The sequence below is a fragment of the Pantoea sp. JZ29 genome (genome assembly GCF_035190385.1).
Lineage (GTDB): Bacteria > Pseudomonadota > Gammaproteobacteria > Enterobacterales > Enterobacteriaceae > Pantoea > Pantoea stewartii.
On sequence record NZ_CP045242.1, the window covers coordinates 182,662 to 198,848 of the forward strand.

At 53.6% G+C, this 16,187-nt stretch carries 17 protein-coding genes; 6 read left to right on the forward strand and 11 right to left on the reverse strand.

Annotated features, from left to right (window positions below; all coding sequences use genetic code 11):
• The first annotated feature begins 21 nt into the window (after window positions 1–21).
• Entirely contained in the window at window positions 22–549 is a 528-nt protein-coding gene (locus GC090_RS20760) for a sterol desaturase family protein (protein ID WP_033742309.1), read from the forward strand.
• On the opposite strand, the gene crtB is transcribed toward GC090_RS20760, so the two are convergent.
• From crtB to GC090_RS20790, 6 genes are all read right to left on the reverse strand, one after another.
• The gene (gene crtB, locus GC090_RS20765; RefSeq protein ID WP_039339600.1) at window positions 488–1,417 is read right to left on the reverse strand and encodes a 15-cis-phytoene synthase CrtB; all 930 of its coding nucleotides are present in this window, start codon (window positions 1,415–1,417) and stop codon (window positions 488–490) included. The genes GC090_RS20760 and crtB overlap by 62 nt on opposite strands.
• The gene (locus tag GC090_RS20770; RefSeq protein ID WP_006122048.1) at window positions 1,414–2,892 is read right to left on the reverse strand and encodes a phytoene desaturase; all 1,479 of its coding nucleotides are present in this window, start codon (window positions 2,890–2,892) and stop codon (window positions 1,414–1,416) included. The genes crtB and GC090_RS20770 overlap by 4 nt, the downstream gene beginning before the upstream one ends.
• An 11-nt stretch (window positions 2,893–2,903) precedes the next feature.
• Window positions 2,904–4,052 (reverse strand): lycopene beta-cyclase CrtY, encoded by a 1,149-nt coding sequence (gene crtY / locus GC090_RS20775; protein WP_324021932.1) that lies wholly within the window; start codon window positions 4,050–4,052, stop codon window positions 2,904–2,906.
• A complete protein-coding gene (locus GC090_RS20780; protein WP_324021934.1) occupies window positions 4,036–5,331 on the reverse strand; it encodes a glycosyltransferase in 1,296 nt (431 codons plus the stop codon). Before GC090_RS20780 ends, crtY begins: the two co-directional genes overlap by 17 nt.
• A 9-nt stretch (window positions 5,332–5,340) precedes the next feature.
• Entirely contained in the window at window positions 5,341–6,252 is a 912-nt protein-coding gene (locus tag GC090_RS20785) for a polyprenyl synthetase family protein (RefSeq protein ID WP_033742307.1), read from the reverse strand.
• 246 nt (window positions 6,253–6,498) lie between these two features.
• Entirely contained in the window at window positions 6,499–7,047 is a 549-nt protein-coding gene (locus GC090_RS20790; protein WP_324021935.1) for a YtfJ family protein, read from the reverse strand.
• Between the two features lie 150 nt (window positions 7,048–7,197).
• Here GC090_RS20790 and GC090_RS20795 point away from each other — a divergent pair, with 150 nt between their 5' ends.
• A complete protein-coding gene (locus GC090_RS20795) occupies window positions 7,198–7,416 on the forward strand; it encodes a MerR family transcriptional regulator (protein WP_033742609.1) in 219 nt (72 codons plus the stop codon).
• A gap of 60 nt (window positions 7,417–7,476) precedes the next feature.
• Here the strand turns inward: GC090_RS20795 and GC090_RS20800 are convergent, their stop codons facing one another.
• Together GC090_RS20800 and GC090_RS20805 are read right to left on the reverse strand one after the other, a co-directional pair.
• Window positions 7,477–9,204, reverse strand: coding sequence for a DUF2534 family protein (locus GC090_RS20800; protein ID WP_324021937.1), 1,728 nt, complete (start codon window positions 9,202–9,204; stop codon window positions 7,477–7,479).
• Window positions 9,205–9,271: 67 nt separating this feature from the next.
• Window positions 9,272–9,697 (reverse strand): DUF2946 domain-containing protein, encoded by a 426-nt coding sequence (locus GC090_RS20805; protein WP_006122055.1) that lies wholly within the window; start codon window positions 9,695–9,697, stop codon window positions 9,272–9,274.
• A 206-nt stretch (window positions 9,698–9,903) separates the two neighbouring features.
• On the opposite strand from GC090_RS20805, the gene GC090_RS20810 reads away from it, so the two are divergent.
• Window positions 9,904–10,845, forward strand: coding sequence for a D-2-hydroxyacid dehydrogenase (locus tag GC090_RS20810; protein WP_185200306.1), 942 nt, complete (start codon window positions 9,904–9,906; stop codon window positions 10,843–10,845).
• Between the two features lies 1 nt (window position 10,846).
• On the opposite strand, the gene glsB is transcribed toward GC090_RS20810, so the two are convergent.
• Entirely contained in the window at window positions 10,847–11,767 is a 921-nt protein-coding gene (glsB, locus tag GC090_RS20815; RefSeq protein WP_006122057.1) for a glutaminase B, read from the reverse strand.
• Window positions 11,768–11,789: 22 nt separating this feature from the next.
• Here glsB and GC090_RS20820 point away from each other — a divergent pair, with 22 nt between their 5' ends.
• Together GC090_RS20820 and clcA are read left to right on the forward strand one after the other, a co-directional pair.
• Window positions 11,790–11,939: a hypothetical protein gene (locus GC090_RS20820; protein ID WP_324021939.1), complete on the forward strand. Its 150-nt coding sequence runs from the start codon at window positions 11,790–11,792 to the stop codon at window positions 11,937–11,939.
• An 83-nt stretch (window positions 11,940–12,022) separates the two neighbouring features.
• Entirely contained in the window at window positions 12,023–13,417 is a 1,395-nt protein-coding gene (gene clcA, locus GC090_RS20825) for a H(+)/Cl(-) exchange transporter ClcA (protein ID WP_033742298.1), read from the forward strand.
• A gap of 172 nt (window positions 13,418–13,589) precedes the next feature.
• Here the strand turns inward: clcA and GC090_RS20830 are convergent, their stop codons facing one another.
• Window positions 13,590–13,763, reverse strand: a complete 174-nt coding sequence (locus GC090_RS20830) for a GhoT/OrtT family toxin (protein ID WP_006122059.1) — start codon at window positions 13,761–13,763, stop codon at window positions 13,590–13,592.
• Between the two features lie 342 nt (window positions 13,764–14,105).
• Here GC090_RS20830 and GC090_RS20835 point away from each other — a divergent pair, with 342 nt between their 5' ends.
• Window positions 14,106–14,642, forward strand: a complete 537-nt coding sequence (locus GC090_RS20835; RefSeq protein WP_324021941.1) for a YbhB/YbcL family Raf kinase inhibitor-like protein — start codon at window positions 14,106–14,108, stop codon at window positions 14,640–14,642.
• A 58-nt stretch (window positions 14,643–14,700) separates the two neighbouring features.
• Here the strand turns inward: GC090_RS20835 and proP are convergent, their stop codons facing one another.
• Complete coding sequence (gene proP, locus GC090_RS20840) at window positions 14,701–16,176, reverse strand: glycine betaine/L-proline transporter ProP (RefSeq protein ID WP_054687877.1); 1,476 nt, start codon at window positions 16,174–16,176, stop codon at window positions 14,701–14,703.
• Window positions 16,177–16,187 lie beyond the last annotated feature (11 nt).

A 16,187-nucleotide genomic window follows, 5' to 3' on the forward strand; every position in this document is an offset into this window, starting at 1 on the left:
GACGTCTGTACTGGAGAGATTATGTTGTGGATTTGGAATGCCCTGATCGTGTTTATCACCGTGGTCGGCATGGAAGTGGTTGCTGCACTGGCACATAAATACATCATGCATGGCTGGGGTTGGGGCTGGCATCTTTCACATCATGAACCGCGTAAAGGCGCATTTGAAGTTAACGATCTCTATGCCGTGGTATTCGCTATTGTGTCGATTGCCCTGATTTACTTCGGCAGTACAGGAATCTGGCCGCTCCAGTGGATTGGCGCAGGCATGACCGCTTATGGCTTACTGTATTTTATGGTCCACGACGGACTGGTACACCAGCGCTGGCCGTTCCGCTACATACCGCGCAAAGGCTACCTGAAACGGTTATACATGGCCCACCGCATGCATCATGCTGTAAGGGGAAAAGAGGGCTGCGTGTCCTTTGGTTTTCTGTACGCGCCACCGTTATCTAAACTTCAGGCGACGCTGAGAGAAAGGCATGCGGCTAGATCGGGCGCTGCCAGAGATGAGCAGGACGGGGTGGATACGTCTTCATCCGGGAAGTAACTGCCTGACCGGATGCCGTCAGCAAAAGCGTTAATTTTTCGGCGGTGGATGTGGACTGGCGATGATCCCAGGCCTGCTTACCGGCCTGTTCAACTTTCACGCCAATTTTACGGTACACCTGCTTCGCTGTCGCGATGGCCCAGGCCGAGCGTAAGGGTAATTGTGCCAGACCGGCCATCGATGATACGTAATAGGGTTCCGCTTCCCGTACCAGTCGCCCGGCGATACGGCTTAAGGCCTGCCGGTTTTCTGGCGCAGCATAATTCGCTTTCGTCAGTCCTTCCTGTTCCAGCCAGCTTTCAGGCAGATAACAGCGGCCCACCTGAGCATCGTCGACAATATCACGCGCAATGTTGGTCAGCTGGAAAGCCAGCCCGAGATCGCAGGCGCGATCGAGCGTGGCGTTATCGCGAACGCCCATAATTTGCGCCATCATCAGGCCCACAACACCGGCGACGTGATAGCAATAACGCAGCGTATCGTCCAGTGTCAGGTAGCGCGTTTCGCGCACATCCATGGCAAAACCTTCCAGATGGTCGAACGCGTAGGCGGGAGCGATATCATGCGCCATCGCGACTTCCTGAAACGCGGCAAAAGCGGGCTCGTGCATTTGCGAACCGGCGTAGGCCTGACGCGTTTTCATTTCAAGCTGCTGCAGGCGCTGCTCAGGCATCTGCGAAGAGGGCTGGTCGGCATGAAAGCCCAGTGTTTGATCGTCAATGACGTCGTCGCAGTGGCGGCACCATGCGTAAAGCATCAGCACGCTGCGACGGGTTTTGGCGTCGAAAAGCGTCGATGCAGTCGCAAAGCTTTTCGAGCCAACCGCCATGGTTTCGACGGCATGATTCAGTAATGACGTATTCGTCAAATCAGGTCCTCCAGCATTAAGCCTGCCGTCGCCTTCGCCGAGCCGATTACGCCGGGAATGCCCGCGCCGGGATGGGTGCCTGCGCCAACCAGATAAAGATTATCAATGTGCTTATCGCGGTTATGTGGTCGGAACCAGGCGCTCTGGGTCAGAATAGGTTCAACCGAGAAGGCCGAACCTTGCCAGGCATTGAGCTCGTCGCGGAAATCGAACGGCGTAAACATACGGTGCGTCACCAACTGGCTTCGCAAGCCAGGCATGTAATGTTGCTCAAGGTAGTCAAAAATACGATCGCGCAGTCGGGGTCCTTCTACCGCCCAGTCGAGGTTCGCCGTGCCTAAGTGTGGAACAGGCGCCAGCACATAATAGCTGCCGCAACCTTCCGGTGCCAGTGACGGATCCGTGACACAAGGTGCGTGTAAATAAAGCGAAAAATCCTCAGCCAGACCATCATGGTTAAAAATTTCGTGAATCAGTTCACGGTAGCGTGGCCCAAAACAGACGGTATGATGGGCGAGCTGATCGTGATGATGGTTGAGACCAAAATAGAGTACAAACAGTGAGTTACTCATACGCTTGGATTGCAGTTTTTTCGCCTGCTTAGCGGCTGCGGGATGCTGAGACAGCAGATCGCGATAGGTATGTACAACATCAGCGTTCGACGCCACCGCGCAGGTTTCAAACCGTCTGCCATCTTCCAACTGCACGGCCTGAATCTTGTCCCCAACGGTTTCCATATGACTGACCCGGGCGTTAAGCACGACTTCGCCGCCCAGATCCTGAAACAGCTTGATCATGCCATTGACCAGCGCACCGGTTCCACCGCGTGGAAACCAGACGCCCCATTCCCGTTCTAACGCGTGAATCAGCGTATAAATGGACGAGGTTGCAAACGGATTCCCCCCCACTAAGAGCGAGTGAAAAGAAAACGCCTGCCGAAGATGCTCATCCTCAATGTAGCCGGCAACTTTACTGTAAACGCTGCGCCAGGCCTGCAGCTTTGCCAGCTGGGGTGCGGCCCGAAGCATGTCTTTGAACGATAAAAAAGGCACAGTGCCGAGCTTCAGATAGCCCTCATTGAATACGGCACGCGAATAGTCAAGGAACGCTCGATAACCCGCAACATCGCGCGGATTAAACTGCTGTATCTGCGCTTCTAACTGGGCCTGGTCGTTATCGTAATTGAAGACCTTGCCGGACTCCCAGCACAGGCGATAAAACGGCGTGACCGGCAACAGCTCGACGTAATCCTTAAGCTGTTTACCGGCCAGAGCAAACAGTTCTTCAATTGCGCTGGGATCGGTGATAACGGTAGGGCCTGCATCAAAAGTAAAGCCCTGCTCCTGATAAACATAAGCCCGGCCACCCGGCTTGTCGCGCTGCTCAAGCAGCAAAACAGGAATACCTGCGGCCTGTAAACGAATTGCCAGTGCCAGGCCACCAAAGCCCGCACCAATTACCGTAGTTGGTTTCATGTAGTCGCTCTTCAACGATGAGTCGTCATAATTGCCTGCAATGCCGCGAAAACGGGAACGGGCGGCTTGCCGCTCAGAATGCGTAGCCGATCGATCACGGTGAGTTTTCCCGCATAAAAGCGGGCAATCAAATCCTCGGGTAAGCCATAGAAACGCTGCATCACACGCCAGCGTGACTCGGCCGGTCCGGCTAAAAACAACATGCGATTCAGCATGCGGAAAAACCCCTGTTGCTGCCAACGTTGCTGGGCAAAGTGAGCAATCGTCTGGTGAACAGAGGTAGAGGTAAACACATCCAGCGCGCTGAGACGATCGGCCAGTGCCACCGCGAGCGGTAGGGAGTAGCCAGTTGTCGGATGAAACAGCCCGGCGCGTAATCCGCTACAGGCTTGTGGTTGCTGTTGCCAAAACTGACGATTATCGCCCGTTAACGTAATGGGCAATGCACCCTGTTCTTCCCGCAGCAACGTCTGTAACGGCCAACCCTCTCGCGCAGCATAATCGCGAATGTTCTGACGCGCCCGTTCGGCCTGAAGATTAGCCTTGTCAATGTAGTGTGTGTCTTCGATCAGCAGTGCGGTTGCGGAAAGCGGCAGGGTATAAACAAAGCGGTAGCCATTTTGCTGATCGACCGTTGCATCCATGATAATCGGTGACGATAAACCATGCGGCGCGCTCAGTTGCCACTCCTGACCGATAAATGCCTGGAATCCTACGCGTAGTGCAGAATCAGGCGTGTAACCCCGTCCGTCGATCACTGTACTGGCATGAATAATCCGGCCATCCGCTAACTGGACCGATTCAGCATGAACGGCTGAAACCGCGGTATGCAGCCATAAATGTTGTCCAAACTGTTGCCGGAGTATCCCGGCGAAATGCCGGGAGGTCACGCAGTAGTAGCCACTGTTCACATGGCGACGGCGTTGGGGGAAACGAACCTGGTAGTCGGGCCAGTGATGGACCACAAGCGGCGCTATCCAGCGATGCTGATTCAGCGTTAAATCCTCTTCGTGAAAGGACCAGGTATGGTTCCCTCCCGCCTCAGGACCCGCCTCAATAAGCAAGATCCGCATATCCGGATGCTGTTGCTGAAGCCGGAGCGCGATAAGGCCATTAGCCAGACCGGCACCGACCAGAATGAGATCATAGTGCGGTTGCATAATCCTGCCCACTGAGTACTGGCTGACAGGTCCGCATCGCCTGTTCAACAATATCGGCGGCGGCTGGTGTGCCGCCTGCCAGACGCAATGCGGCCTGAATTTTTGTCATACGCTGCGGGTAATCGGTGTTAGTCAGCAGCGATCGAATCTGCCGCGCCAGCGCATGGCTGGTGGTAAACCGAGACGCACGCTTGCCGATGCCATGATAAACAATTCGTGATGCCACGCCAGGTTGATCAAATGCCAGCGGCAGCGCCAGTAGCGGTGTGCGGGAAGCAATAGCATCCAGTACCGTATTCATCCCACCATGTGTGATTGTCAACTGTGCCTGTGAAAGTGCTGCGGATTGATCGGCAAAATCCACAACCTGAATGTCCCCGCCCCGGGCCAGTTCACCTGCCTGCGTGGCTGAGAGGCCGCCACAGTGTGCCAACAGTAACTGCGCATCCACCTCTTCGCAGGCTTTGGCGATGGTCCTGAACAGGCCATAACGATGCCCCTGCAGGGTGCCCAGCGAGGCAAAAATACGGGGTTTGTCCGGGGACGGAAAATAAGAAGTTGCTGACCCCGGCGTCCCCTGGGGTTGCCGTAACGGTCCCACTGCATGAAAGCAGTCGGGCAGCGCTTTGCGGGGAAAATCCAGTTCGGGGATCAACTGGCTGATTTGTGCCAGTGGAGAAAAACAATGATGCAGTTTTTCACGCGGGGCTAAACCCATTCTGTATGCATGATGCGCGATCACACGATCGTGACGTCGCATCAGCCAGTCATAAATTTTTTCGCTGGTGGTATAGCGTTCCCGAGCCGCATCGCTGGTGCCGTATTCGAAAGGCATCACCGCCAGAGGCAAACCCGGTTCGCGGTTGAGCGGCAGCGCGCAGGCCACCGAAACAAACGGCAGGCCTGACGCTTCTGCGACTACTGCACCTGCCGGCTCCATTTGATCAACGATCACGCCCTCTATCTGCAACGCATGAAAAGCGGCGGGCAGTTCCCGGCAAAGCATATCGCTGGTACGTGCCATTTCATTGATCAGTCGTAACATCGAGGGTCCGAGCGGGTGCGCGGCCAGGTGCAGCAGGTGCGATAAGGAACCGGGAGGATGCGTTTGCAGTCCGACGGTCTGGAATCCGATATCGCTGCCCGTTACCAGCGCTTTGCAGTCATGTTGCTGAAAAAACGTAACACGATGACCGCGGACCACTAATTCCTGAGCAAGGTTTTGCAGAGCGCGAACATGGCTGAAAAAGGGCGGTGCGATCACCGCAAAATGGCTCATGCAGCATCCTTAACTGACGGCAGCGAGTTTTTTGTCAAACCAGGCCTGAATAAAAAGTTGGGTGGTGGAATGGCCGTTTTGGCATGCCGCGGAAAGGTGTTCACTGGCCAGGCGCAAATGCTGTCGCAGGCGTTCTTCGACCGCGCCTGAGCCTAATAAATTGACCAGCGTTGATTTACCTGCGTCCTGATTGATGTCTTTGCCGGTATCGGTCATGCCATCGGTAAGATCGTCAAGCAACTGAAAGGCCTGACCGAGATCGAGCGAGAAACGATGCAGGTTCTCACGCGCTTCGCAGGACGCGTTGGCCGCAATGGACGCCATTTGCGTTGACGCGCAAAACAGCGTGCTGGTTTTAAACTGATTGGTTAGCAGTATGGCATCGGCGCTGCGGGGTTTATCGCCTTCCGAGAGGTCCTTAAACTGGCCCTGAACCAGACCCTGCATGCCAATCGCAGTGGACAGCTCCGACACCGCGCGAGTTTTGGCTATCGGCGTCAGACCTTCAGCCTCGGCAATCACCCCAAACGCTTTGCTGAGTAAAGCGACCGCCGCCAGAATCGCCACATGTTCACCGTACTGCGTGTGAATGGTGGGACGCCCCCGACGCATCTGCGCATCGTCCATGCAGGGCATATCATCCAGAATCAGCGAGGCAGCATGCACCATTTCAACCGCGCAGGCTAAATCCAGTAATCCCCCGTGACTGATCGCACAGCCAAGATCGCGCGCTGTTAATAACAGCAGCATCGGACGAATACGTTTGCCCGGTGCCAGCGTGCCTTCACGCATCGCGGCACCCACACAATCCCGCTCACCCTGAACCGGCAGTAACTGATCAAGGCGGCTATCAATATCAGCCAGCAATTGCTCAGCCGAAATGCCAGTAAGGTGAACGTGTTTTTTTGCGCAGACCGTCATTCGGGCTGTCCTTATTAACGGATACATTTACGACAACGCTAAAACGTGCGATGCCATTTTAAAAGACACTTTAACTGCCAGAGCATCGTTGGCAGGGCTACCCGTTTTTTTACCGTTCGGGTTTTCAGTTTTTATTGGGCTAAACCCATATAATTAATACTAGTTGAGCTTTAAGAAAAGAGGGGAAATTCATCAACCTCCGTCACTGCCCTCTGCCGGACTGGCTTTAATCACCTGGATCGTTCTTCAGCGCGTCAGCGCCCGTAATAGCGAAATAATCTGTGAAATGTCATCCGCGCTCAGGGGAGTGTCTTTGGCAAATTGCACATTGCCTTGTGCGTCAAGAACAATTGCCGCCGCCCCGCCCGATTTAAGCTGCCAGCGATGGCGGGCAAGGCCACTGCTGTCAATGATGAACTGCTGCCACGGCGACGCTTTTTTACTGGAGCGAATGCTGTTAACCACAAAAATACTGCTGCCCGGCAGAGCATCGTCGGTATTAACGATGGTAGTTGTCTGAAAGGTCTTTTCCGGCAGACTGGCCTGCTGAATGGCGCTGATGAGGCCTGCGGACTGCTCTTTAGCCGATAACCGGCCAGCCACATGAATAAGTAAACGGGCTTTTCCTGTAAGTGACTGACTGTTCCAGGTTTGGTAGTGAATTTGACCGTTGCGTAACTGCATTTCACCTTTATCTGCGACAGAAACGGCCGGAACAGGTTTGCCCATCGTAAATGTGTGAGCATGAGACCAACAGGAAACAAGAAAAAGCACCATCAATCCATAACGTTGCACGTGGTCTTCTCATGTTGTCTTCAGGAGAACTTCCAGCTTAGCAACTTTCTCCCTCTTTCGTCTGTTTAATGCGTGTATATGACGCAGATCAATAAGAACCGCCCTGAATTGAACAAAAATGCAGCATTAACGACAGGTTGGGAGGTGAACATGCATGCAGAGTTTATGACATTACCCGAAATGGCGACCTATCTGGGTATTTCGCAAACAAGCCTGGTCAGAGCGCTTTGCAATCGTGGGGCGTTATATGGGGTACCATTGCCTGAGGGGCTGGAGCATCTGCCTTTGACGCAGCGTCACTGGTTACGCGAGGATGTGCGGCAGTTTAAACATGCGCTACAACGTGCCCATGTTATCCATCATCACTGAACGGACAAAACGTTATTATGCCTGACAGCACTGTCGCCCGCTTTTAGCGGGCGACAGTGTTTATTTACCTTGCTCGTCGCTTTCACCCAGGAAGAAGTACCAGAGCGGAATGGACATTAAGCCTGTAAACACTGTTGTATAAAGCAAAATCATCAAGGCCTGCGTGATATACATCATCGCGGTCCAGTCGCTGAACGGAATATTGTATTGCTCAATTACACCACTCACCATGGCGCGAGCCATCACCGTTCCGACAATAATGGCGAGAATGGCGACACTGCGCAGGAAATAGCGCATCTCTTTACGCTTTACTGCAAAACGGGACTGCACAATCGCCAGCGGCGATTGTTGATCTTCCGGCGTAGCGACCACCTGGCGTACCGCACGCTGCGCTTTACGCCAGCGTTGCAGATCCAGCAGCACAAAGACCACTAAACTGACGCCCATCAGCGGCAACGCATAACCCAGAGCCAGGGCGAGAATCAGGCTTGAGCCCTGAAGATAGCGGGGTAACGCCAGCCAGGCCGCGAGCAGCGTTTGCACTGGATTGGCCTGCGGCAGTGCCGGGCGTCGAATCCACCACATGCGGTAGCCGAGCACGATCATGGCGCACAAACCAAAACCAAAGAACGCGAGAAGCAACTGATTGGGTAAGCCAAACAGCACGCCCATATGCGCATCCACGCCCCAGCGCGTAAGTTTTGCGACCAGCGGGAAACGGGCAAACTCAACGTGATCAACAATGCTGAAGTCATGCGGATTTACGGATACCGAGTCGACCTGCGTCGGCCAGCGACGATCTATCTCACTGACCGTCCAGGCCTGGTCAGGGTTTTTGGGCTGGCGCAGCTCAATTTTGGCAGCGTGTAAACCGGCCAGGCGCGCGGCGTGTTCAACGCTGTCCCAGTCCGCGTCCGGCTGATTGAATACGGCGGGCATACTGGCATGATGACCCGGCATTGAAGTCTCCATCACCATGCCGTCCATGTCGGGATGATGATCGGCGTGGGGATCGGCAGGCGCAGAGGGTGCAGCCCCGTTTAACGCCGTTCTGACCTGCGGTGTCAGCCAGCCAAGATCGCTACGCATTTTATCAATATTGCTCCCGGCCCACTGCGACCAGGTCAATCCCGTAACGGAGAAAAAGATCAACCCCAGAGATAACACCAGGCCCAGCGTAATATGCCAGTATCGTGTCAGTGCAAAACCCGTCTTGCGCGTTTTTACCTGACGCCGGGGCCGGGTACCAGACCACAACACGATCCCGCCCAGCGCCGCTACCCACAACCACGACGCCGCGAGTTCACTGTAGTTGCGGCCAACATCCCCCAGCAGCAGTCCACGATGCATCTGGTCAAGCCACATCCGCAGAGGTAACACGCCGCTGGTGCCGTATACGGTCATATCACCTTTGACGCGAAGCGTATAAGGATCGATGAAAACAGAGCGTGACTCTGATGGGCCTGACTGTGCATCCGTAAATTGCACGCGAGTGGTGTCATGAGCGCCGGGCGCAGGCCGTACCGCATAAATCCGCGCATCACCAACATATCGCCGCGCCGCAGCAATCTGAGCGGACAGCGGCTGAGCGGCACCGACAGGCTCCGCGGTTAACGCATCTTTATAAATTACGTTTTCTATCTGTGGCGTCAGGACATAAAGCGTGCCGGTTAATGCCGCAATAAAAATAAACGGCGCAATAAACAGGCCAATGTAAAAATGCAAACGGCGCAAAACATTCAGTACCGTGCCGCGCGGCGGCGATGTTATTTCTTGTGAAACACGCATAGCGATTCCATATTTCGAGAATACCGGGCTTTTCTTCTTCGTGGATGACGAAGAAGAAAAGATCACATTAAGCTGAGGCGCGCATTTGCAATGGTGGGGCGCGCTGCCGGTAAACCCGCTTGTGGCGCGGTAACAGAGGGCAAAACGTATCGGGAGTCGGTGGGGCCCGGCTAATTAAACACATTAACCAGATGAACGGAATAAACACCCACAGCATAAAGGGGATATGGACCAGCAGATCGCAGTAACCACAGGCACTCATCATCATGCTGTGATCGCCCATGGCCATATCGCTATGGTGATCCCCCATCGGCATGTCGGCCATGATCATATCGTTATGCTGATCCAGCATCGACATGTCGGACATCGCCATCGCGTCACGATTTTCAGCCAGATTTTTGGATACCATCGGTGCAATGAACAACAGCAGCACCGCCAGTATCGCAAGACAGGCGGTAAAACGTTGTCGATTATAATGGGTGGCGTTAATCATCTGAACGGCGGTAGTCGGGTACACGATAGAGGCGGCAGTGTAACGCGTCAGAGGGTTTAGGGTTAAAAGAAATGCCTTTTTGCCCCAAAAAATTAGCACCTTTTGAACACCTTCACTTAATTAGATATTAAGAATAACTTATCTGTTACTGCTGCCATACATTTGAGCAACATTATTCATCCGCAAAACGTGATAAAGGATACGTCATGAAAATCGTAACGCTTGATGGTGGCACGCTGCCCGTCCCTCCTTCTCAACCTGACTGGTGCAGCGACTGGTGTTTTCGTGAAGAAACGCATGACAATGAGATTATTGAGGCGTTAAAGGGCGCAACCATTGCCATCACCAATAAAGTCCCGCTGCGTGCGGCGACGCTGGCGCAGCTTCCTGACCTGCGCTATATCTGCGTCACCGCCACGGGCTTTGATTGCATTGATATTCCGGCGTGTCGGGAACGTGGAATCGTCGTGAGTAATATCCCCGGCTATTCAACGCAAAGCGTTTCAGAATGCGTGATCGCCTTTATTTTTGCGTTGCGTCGCCAGATAGTGGAATACGCGACGCTTACGCGTGAAGTATGGCCTGCCTCTTCTCATTTTTGTTTTCACCGTTCAACGATTCAGGATATTGCGGGGGCAACATTAGGCATTGTGGGAAAAGGAGACATTGGTATCGCCGTGGGCAGGCTGGCACAGGCGCTCGGCATGAAGGTGTGCTTTGCCGAACGCAGGGGCAGCACCAGGGTGCGTGAGGGCTATGTAAGTTTTGACGAGATGCTGGCCGCAAGCGATGTGATCTCGCTGCATTGTCCTCTGAGCGAAGAAACCCGGCATCTGATTAACAGTGAAACCCTGAATAAGATGCAACCCCATGCGCTGTTGATCAACACAGCGCGTGGCGGTCTGATTCATGAAGCTGATTTGGCGAAGGCATTGCAACAGGGCACGATAGCCGGAGCGGCACTGGATGTGCTGAGCAGTGAGCCGCCGCCAGCCGATCATCCTCTGCTTCAGGCCGATGTGCCGAATCTGCTTGTCACGCCGCATATTGCCTGGGCAAGCAAAAGTGGTATGCACAATTTGTTGCAAGGCATCATGGTCAATCTGGCTGGCTTTGAGCAAAACCGGCCTGTAAATGTTGTCAGCTGAGTCAGAATATTGAGCGGCCCAGCCTGTCAGTCAGGCACTCCAGCGCGGCAGTGCCTGCCAGCGAGTTGCCTGCACTGTCCAGCCCGGGTGACCATACCGCTATACTCATTTCGCCCGGGACCACGGCAATAATACCGCCACCTACGCCCGATTTTGCGGGCATGCCGACACGCCAGGCAAATTCACCCGCCCCATCGTACATGCCACTGGTGATCATCAAGGCATTGATTTGCCGGGCCTGACGGGAGGTGATGAGCGCCGAGCCGTCAAGCGTTTTTCCCTGGTTTGCCAGGTAAATAAAACTGCGGGCCAGTTCAATACAGTTCATGGACAATGAGCAGTAGTGAAAGTAGGTCTGCATCACGTTGGTCACGTCATTGTCAAAATTGCCAAATGACTTCATTAACCAGGCGATAGCCGCGTTGCGGGCTGAGTGTTCAAACTCTGAACGCGCGACATGACGATCGTACTGAATATCAGGTTGCTGGCTCAGTTGACGGATAATCTCAAGCATACGCTGGCGCGGTGCTGTAAGACGCGTTTCAAGCAAATCACAGATCACCAGCGCGCCGGCGTTAATAAAAGGATTACGCGGTTTTCCCTGCTCAAGTTCAAGCTGAACCAGTGAATTGAACGGCTGACCTGAGGGCTCTTTACCCACGCGTTGCCAGATCTCCGCATCCTCATAGCGCGTCAGTGCAACAGTTAAGGAGAGGACTTTAGAAATCGACTGGATGGAAAAGCGCGTTTCAGCATCACCCGCCTGAAAGACTGTGCCGTCACGCAGACAGACGGCAATACCTAAATGATCGGCAGCCACGTCGGCCAGTGCCGGAATATAATCGGCTACCTTACCGCGATGAATTAAGGGACGAACCTGTTCAAGAACCTCTTCCAGCAAGGCATTACTCAGCGTGGTCACACGTTTCACTCCAGAATAAGCGATGATGGCGCAGGATGATGAGCGCCCTTCAGGCGCAAATCAATGGCTTATGGATAAAATTGCCGTGCACATCCTGAAATCATGTTCTTCGCGTGTAGCGAGCGGCAGAACAGCAGGCGTTGCTGGCGTAGTAAAATCCAGAGATAAATAAAAGCGAGGAATAATGCTGCAAATACGCTAACCTCTCGATTTAATTTGGGTCGTCAGTTTTCAGCAGGATATTTGAGGTCAGGCATGCGCGCTTCTGTTTCAAACCGACACGGGATTTTTCGGCCTCGTCGGCTTCGTCTGTTGCAATATATTATACGTCGAGACAAAACACCGGCCGCGTTGCTGCTGATGGCCGCGCTGGTGGGTGTGCTGACTGGCCTGACCGCGGTGGCGTTTGATAAAGCCGTGGGCTGGGTGATTCATTCGCGGGTCAACTGGCTGAGCCAGCATGAAAATAATGTCTTTCTTCTTGGCTGCTACGCTTTTATTTTTTCCGCCGTGCTGGCCGCGACAGGCTATTTTCTTGTCAGGCGCTTTGCGCCGGAAGCAGGCGGTTCGGGCATTCCTGAAATCGAAGGTGCGCTGGAAGAACTGAGGCCAGTGCGCTGGTGGCGCGTGTTGCCGGTTAAATTCTTTGGCGGACTTGGCGCAATTGGTTCTGGCATGGTGCTGGGTCGTGAAGGCCCGACGGTTCAGATTGGTGGTAACATCGGGCGCATGTGCCTCGATATCTTTCGCATGCGCTCCTCTGAATCCCGCCACACTATTTTGGCTACCGGGGCCGCATCAGGTCTGGCCGCAGCCTTTAATGCACCGCTGGCGGGCATTCTGTTTATCATTGAAGAAATGCGCCTGCAGTTCCGCTTTAGCCTTATCTCCATTAAAGCCGTGTTTGTGGGCGTCAGTACGTCAAGCATCGTTTTTCTTGCGCTGAACGGTAATCAGCCCATTATCAATATTGGTCAGTTAAAAGACGCTCCGATCCAGACGCTCTGGTTATATTTACTGCTGGGGATTTTATTTGGCGGTTGTGGCGTCGCTTTTAATCGCCTGATATTTACCCTTCAGGATCTGTTTCAAAGGCTGCATCAGGGACGAACATCACGCTGGGTCCTGGGTGGGGCGTTATTGGGCGGCTTATGTGGCTTACTGGGGCTGATATTGCCCCAGGGCGTAACCGGCGGGATTACGCTCATCCCCGACTTTACCGCAGGAAACTATACGTCGATTGCCTTACTGTCCTTATTTTTATTGCGGGCGGTCGTCACGCTACTGTGTTTTGCCTCTGGCGCCCCAGGGGGCATTTTCGCCCCCATGCTGACGCTGGGCACCTTACTGGGTACCTGCGTGGGGCAACTGTGCGTTAACCTGTTCCCAGCCTATCATCTTGAAGCCGCGACGTTTGCCGTAGCAGGCATGGGCGCCTTGTTTGCCGCTTCAGTTCGGGCACCGCTCACCGGGATTATTCTGGTACTGGAGATGACCAACAATTATCAGTTGATCCTGCCGATGATTATTACCTGTCTCGGTGCGACACTCTCTGCACAGTATTTCGGCGGTACACCGCTGTATTCAACGATACTGGCACGTACGCTGGCAAAACAACAACCTCAGGAGGAGGGGGCAACGGCGCGGTAAAAGCATCCCGATTACGGCAGGCAGGGCGCGCGCCATCTGTAAAAGGATGGCGTCCGTATGTAAAGCAGACTGCGCGGAACAGGTGCGATATCACGCAGGCTTGTGCAGGGAAACGTCTGGCAGAGAGAAAAGCGATCAGGAAAAGCCAGCCGGCACGGGCAGGAGAAAGGCCTTAAAACAACGCGAACATAAGGGCGACGGGGAAACTCATCGGCCAGGTTGCACCCACCAGAAAGGCACTCAGTAATTTAATGCTGAGTTTGTCGCGGGCGATAAAAAACGTAATGAGCGCGGCAACAAAAGCAACCACGCCGTAGAAAACCAACATGTGTTGATAAAGTGTCATTTGAGCCCTTATCCCTGATTCATGATTTGTTACGATCATGCGGTTTTTTGTGACTTAGATCAAGTATCAGACCTTTTGTGTAAATAAAAAAACAATGCCTTTCTAAGAAGGTAAACCGTAGAGCAGACAAGGTGAGCTGGCGATTTCATGCTGAAATCGTCGAAAGTTCAGGCGATTATGTAACAGCATGCTCGCGCTTACCGTAAGCCTTCAGGCTAATGACAGCCCTCGCTTTCATAGCGCCTCATGCTTCTGCACAGCCAGGCTTTGCGACATATACTGTTTACGGCAACGTGCCTCACGCTTACCTCCTCTCAATACGGTTTCGCACAGGAGTACCCGGTGAATAAACTGATTTCTCTGCTATTAATTTGTTTGAGTCCTGCGGCATTGGCTTTGACGCTGCAGTCAAAAGATTTTAGTGATAATGGCGTGCTGGATAAGAAGTTCGCGGGCGCAGATAAAATTAAACCAGCCTGTACCGGGCAGAATGTTTCTCCTGAACTCAACTGGTCCGAAACACCGGCGGGCACAAAAAGCTTTGCCTTGCTGATGACCGATCCTGTTGGCGCAAAAGGGCTCGGGGTTACGCATATGGTGGCGTACAACATTGCCGCTGAACGCAGCGCATTTGCTCAGGGCGAACTGACGCAGGGGAAAGGCTATACCGGCGGTAAAAATTCACCGGGTACGGCGCACTATTATGGTCCTTGTCCCCCTGTGGGATCTGGGCTTCATCACTACAACTTTGTGCTTATTGCCACAGACCTGCCGCCGTCTGCGCTTGAAGCCGGTTTAACGCATGATCAACTGCTGAGTAAACTTAAAGGGCATGCGCTGGCTGCTGCAAGCACCGTCGCCCGTTTCGGCAATGACTAACGTGCTATGCGATCAAAAAAACACCCTGCATGTGCAGGGTGTTTTTCGTGAGTTTGCTTTATTTCGCGTCGGCTGGTGAGGGTGGCACTGGTTCTGCGCTTTTATCCAGTTTTCTAATCAGGCTATGCGCTTCAGCTTCAGTTGCCACAGCGGGGGATGAACCGCTTAACGGCTTACGGGCGGTTTCCCTGACCGTCAGAATCGTCAGTAATCCAATCACACCCGCCACCATCATATAGTACGCTGGCATCATGGTATTCTGCGTGGTATCGACCAGCCATGCTGTCAGTAACGGGGTTGTCCCGCCAAACAACGATACAGACAGATTAAAGCCGATGGCGAGCGCACTGTAACGAATATCCGTGGTAAACAGTGCCGGTAATGTCGAGGGCATTGTGCCGCTGAAGCAGGTATGGAGCACGCCCAGAATCAACAGTCCCGCAAAGACGGCCCACATATTATGTGTCCCGATCAACATAAAGCAGGGGATGGAGAGCAAAATCAGCCCTACCGCACCGAAACCAATCACCGGGCGGCGCCCAATGCGATCGGTCCAGCGGCCCCACATCAGCGTGAGCGGCATCATCACAAACATGACAACCATGACCAGTAACAGACCGCTCAGTTCAGGTAAACCCAGCACGCCGGTCAGATAGCTGGGCATATACGACGTCAGCATATAGTTCGACACGTTAAATAACAGGACCAGGCCGATACATTTCATCATCGGGACACGATGCTTACTTAGCATCTTAAACAGGCTCAGGCGCGGTTTGCTTTGCTCCAGTTCCTCCTGCTTTTGCATATGCTGTTTGAAGGCCGGCGTTTCTTCCAGTTTCAGACGCACATACAGGCCGAACAAGCCCAACGGTGCGGCGATAAAAAAGGGCACGCGCCAGCCCCACGACATCATCGCCTCGGACGAGATTACCGAAGTCATGACCGTCACCAGACACGCGCCCAGCAGGTAACCGCCAAGCGTTCCAAACTCCAGGAAGCTGCCCATGAAACCGCGACGTTTGTCTGTTGAATATTCTGCGATGAAGGTGGCTGCACCGCCATATTCACCGCCCGTTGAGAACCCCTGCACCAGGCGGGCGACCAACAAGAGAATGGGGGCCATTATCCCGATAGAGGCATAAGAAGGGATAATGCCGATACAAAACGTGCCAATCGACATCATGATCATCGTTATCGCCAACACCTTCTGGCGTCCAATCCGATCGCCAAGTGGACCAAAGACCATCCCACCCAGTGGACGCACTAAAAAGGCGGCCGCAAAAGTACCAAAGGTGGCGATAAGCTGAATCGCGTTATTGGCATCGGGAAAGAAAACCTTACCGATGATCACCGCCAGATAGCTGTAAACCCCGAAGTCGAACCACTCCATGGCATTGCCTAATGCCGCGGCCCCTACTGCCCGCTTCAGCATGTCATTATCAATAACGGTAATATCATCAACAGTGAGTTTTTTTGGCCTTTTATTCCAGAAATGCTTTTTTGGCCTGGTTGACGATGAATGGTTAGTATCCATATTTTCCTCAT

Excerpts from the sequence above, each read along its gene's own strand:
- GC090_RS20760 (WP_033742309.1), top strand. The coding sequence starts at position 22 with ATGTTGTGGATTTGGAATGCCCTGATCGTGTTTATCACCGTGGTCGGC.
- GC090_RS20770 (WP_006122048.1), bottom strand. The coding sequence starts at position 2,892 with ATGAAACCAACTACGGTAATTGGTGCGGGCTTTGGTGGCCTGGCACTG.
- crtY (WP_324021932.1), bottom strand. The coding sequence starts at position 4,052 with ATGCAACCGCACTATGATCTCATTCTGGTCGGTGCCGGTCTGGCTAAT.
- GC090_RS20780 (WP_324021934.1), bottom strand. The coding sequence starts at position 5,331 with ATGAGCCATTTTGCGGTGATCGCACCGCCCTTTTTCAGCCATGTTCGC.
- GC090_RS20785 (WP_033742307.1), bottom strand. The coding sequence starts at position 6,252 with ATGACGGTCTGCGCAAAAAAACACGTTCACCTTACTGGCATTTCGGCT.
- GC090_RS20795 (WP_033742609.1), top strand. The coding sequence starts at position 7,198 with ATGCATGCAGAGTTTATGACATTACCCGAAATGGCGACCTATCTGGGT.
- GC090_RS20800 (WP_324021937.1), bottom strand. The coding sequence starts at position 9,204 with ATGCGTGTTTCACAAGAAATAACATCGCCGCCGCGCGGCACGGTACTG.
- GC090_RS20805 (WP_006122055.1), bottom strand. The coding sequence starts at position 9,697 with ATGATTAACGCCACCCATTATAATCGACAACGTTTTACCGCCTGTCTT.
- GC090_RS20810 (WP_185200306.1), top strand. The coding sequence starts at position 9,904 with ATGAAAATCGTAACGCTTGATGGTGGCACGCTGCCCGTCCCTCCTTCT.
- GC090_RS20820 (WP_324021939.1), top strand. The coding sequence starts at position 11,790 with ATGATGGCGCAGGATGATGAGCGCCCTTCAGGCGCAAATCAATGGCTT.
- clcA (WP_033742298.1), top strand. The coding sequence starts at position 12,023 with ATGCGCGCTTCTGTTTCAAACCGACACGGGATTTTTCGGCCTCGTCGG.
- GC090_RS20830 (WP_006122059.1), bottom strand. The coding sequence starts at position 13,763 with ATGACACTTTATCAACACATGTTGGTTTTCTACGGCGTGGTTGCTTTT.
- proP (WP_054687877.1), bottom strand. The coding sequence starts at position 16,176 with ATGGATACTAACCATTCATCGTCAACCAGGCCAAAAAAGCATTTCTGG.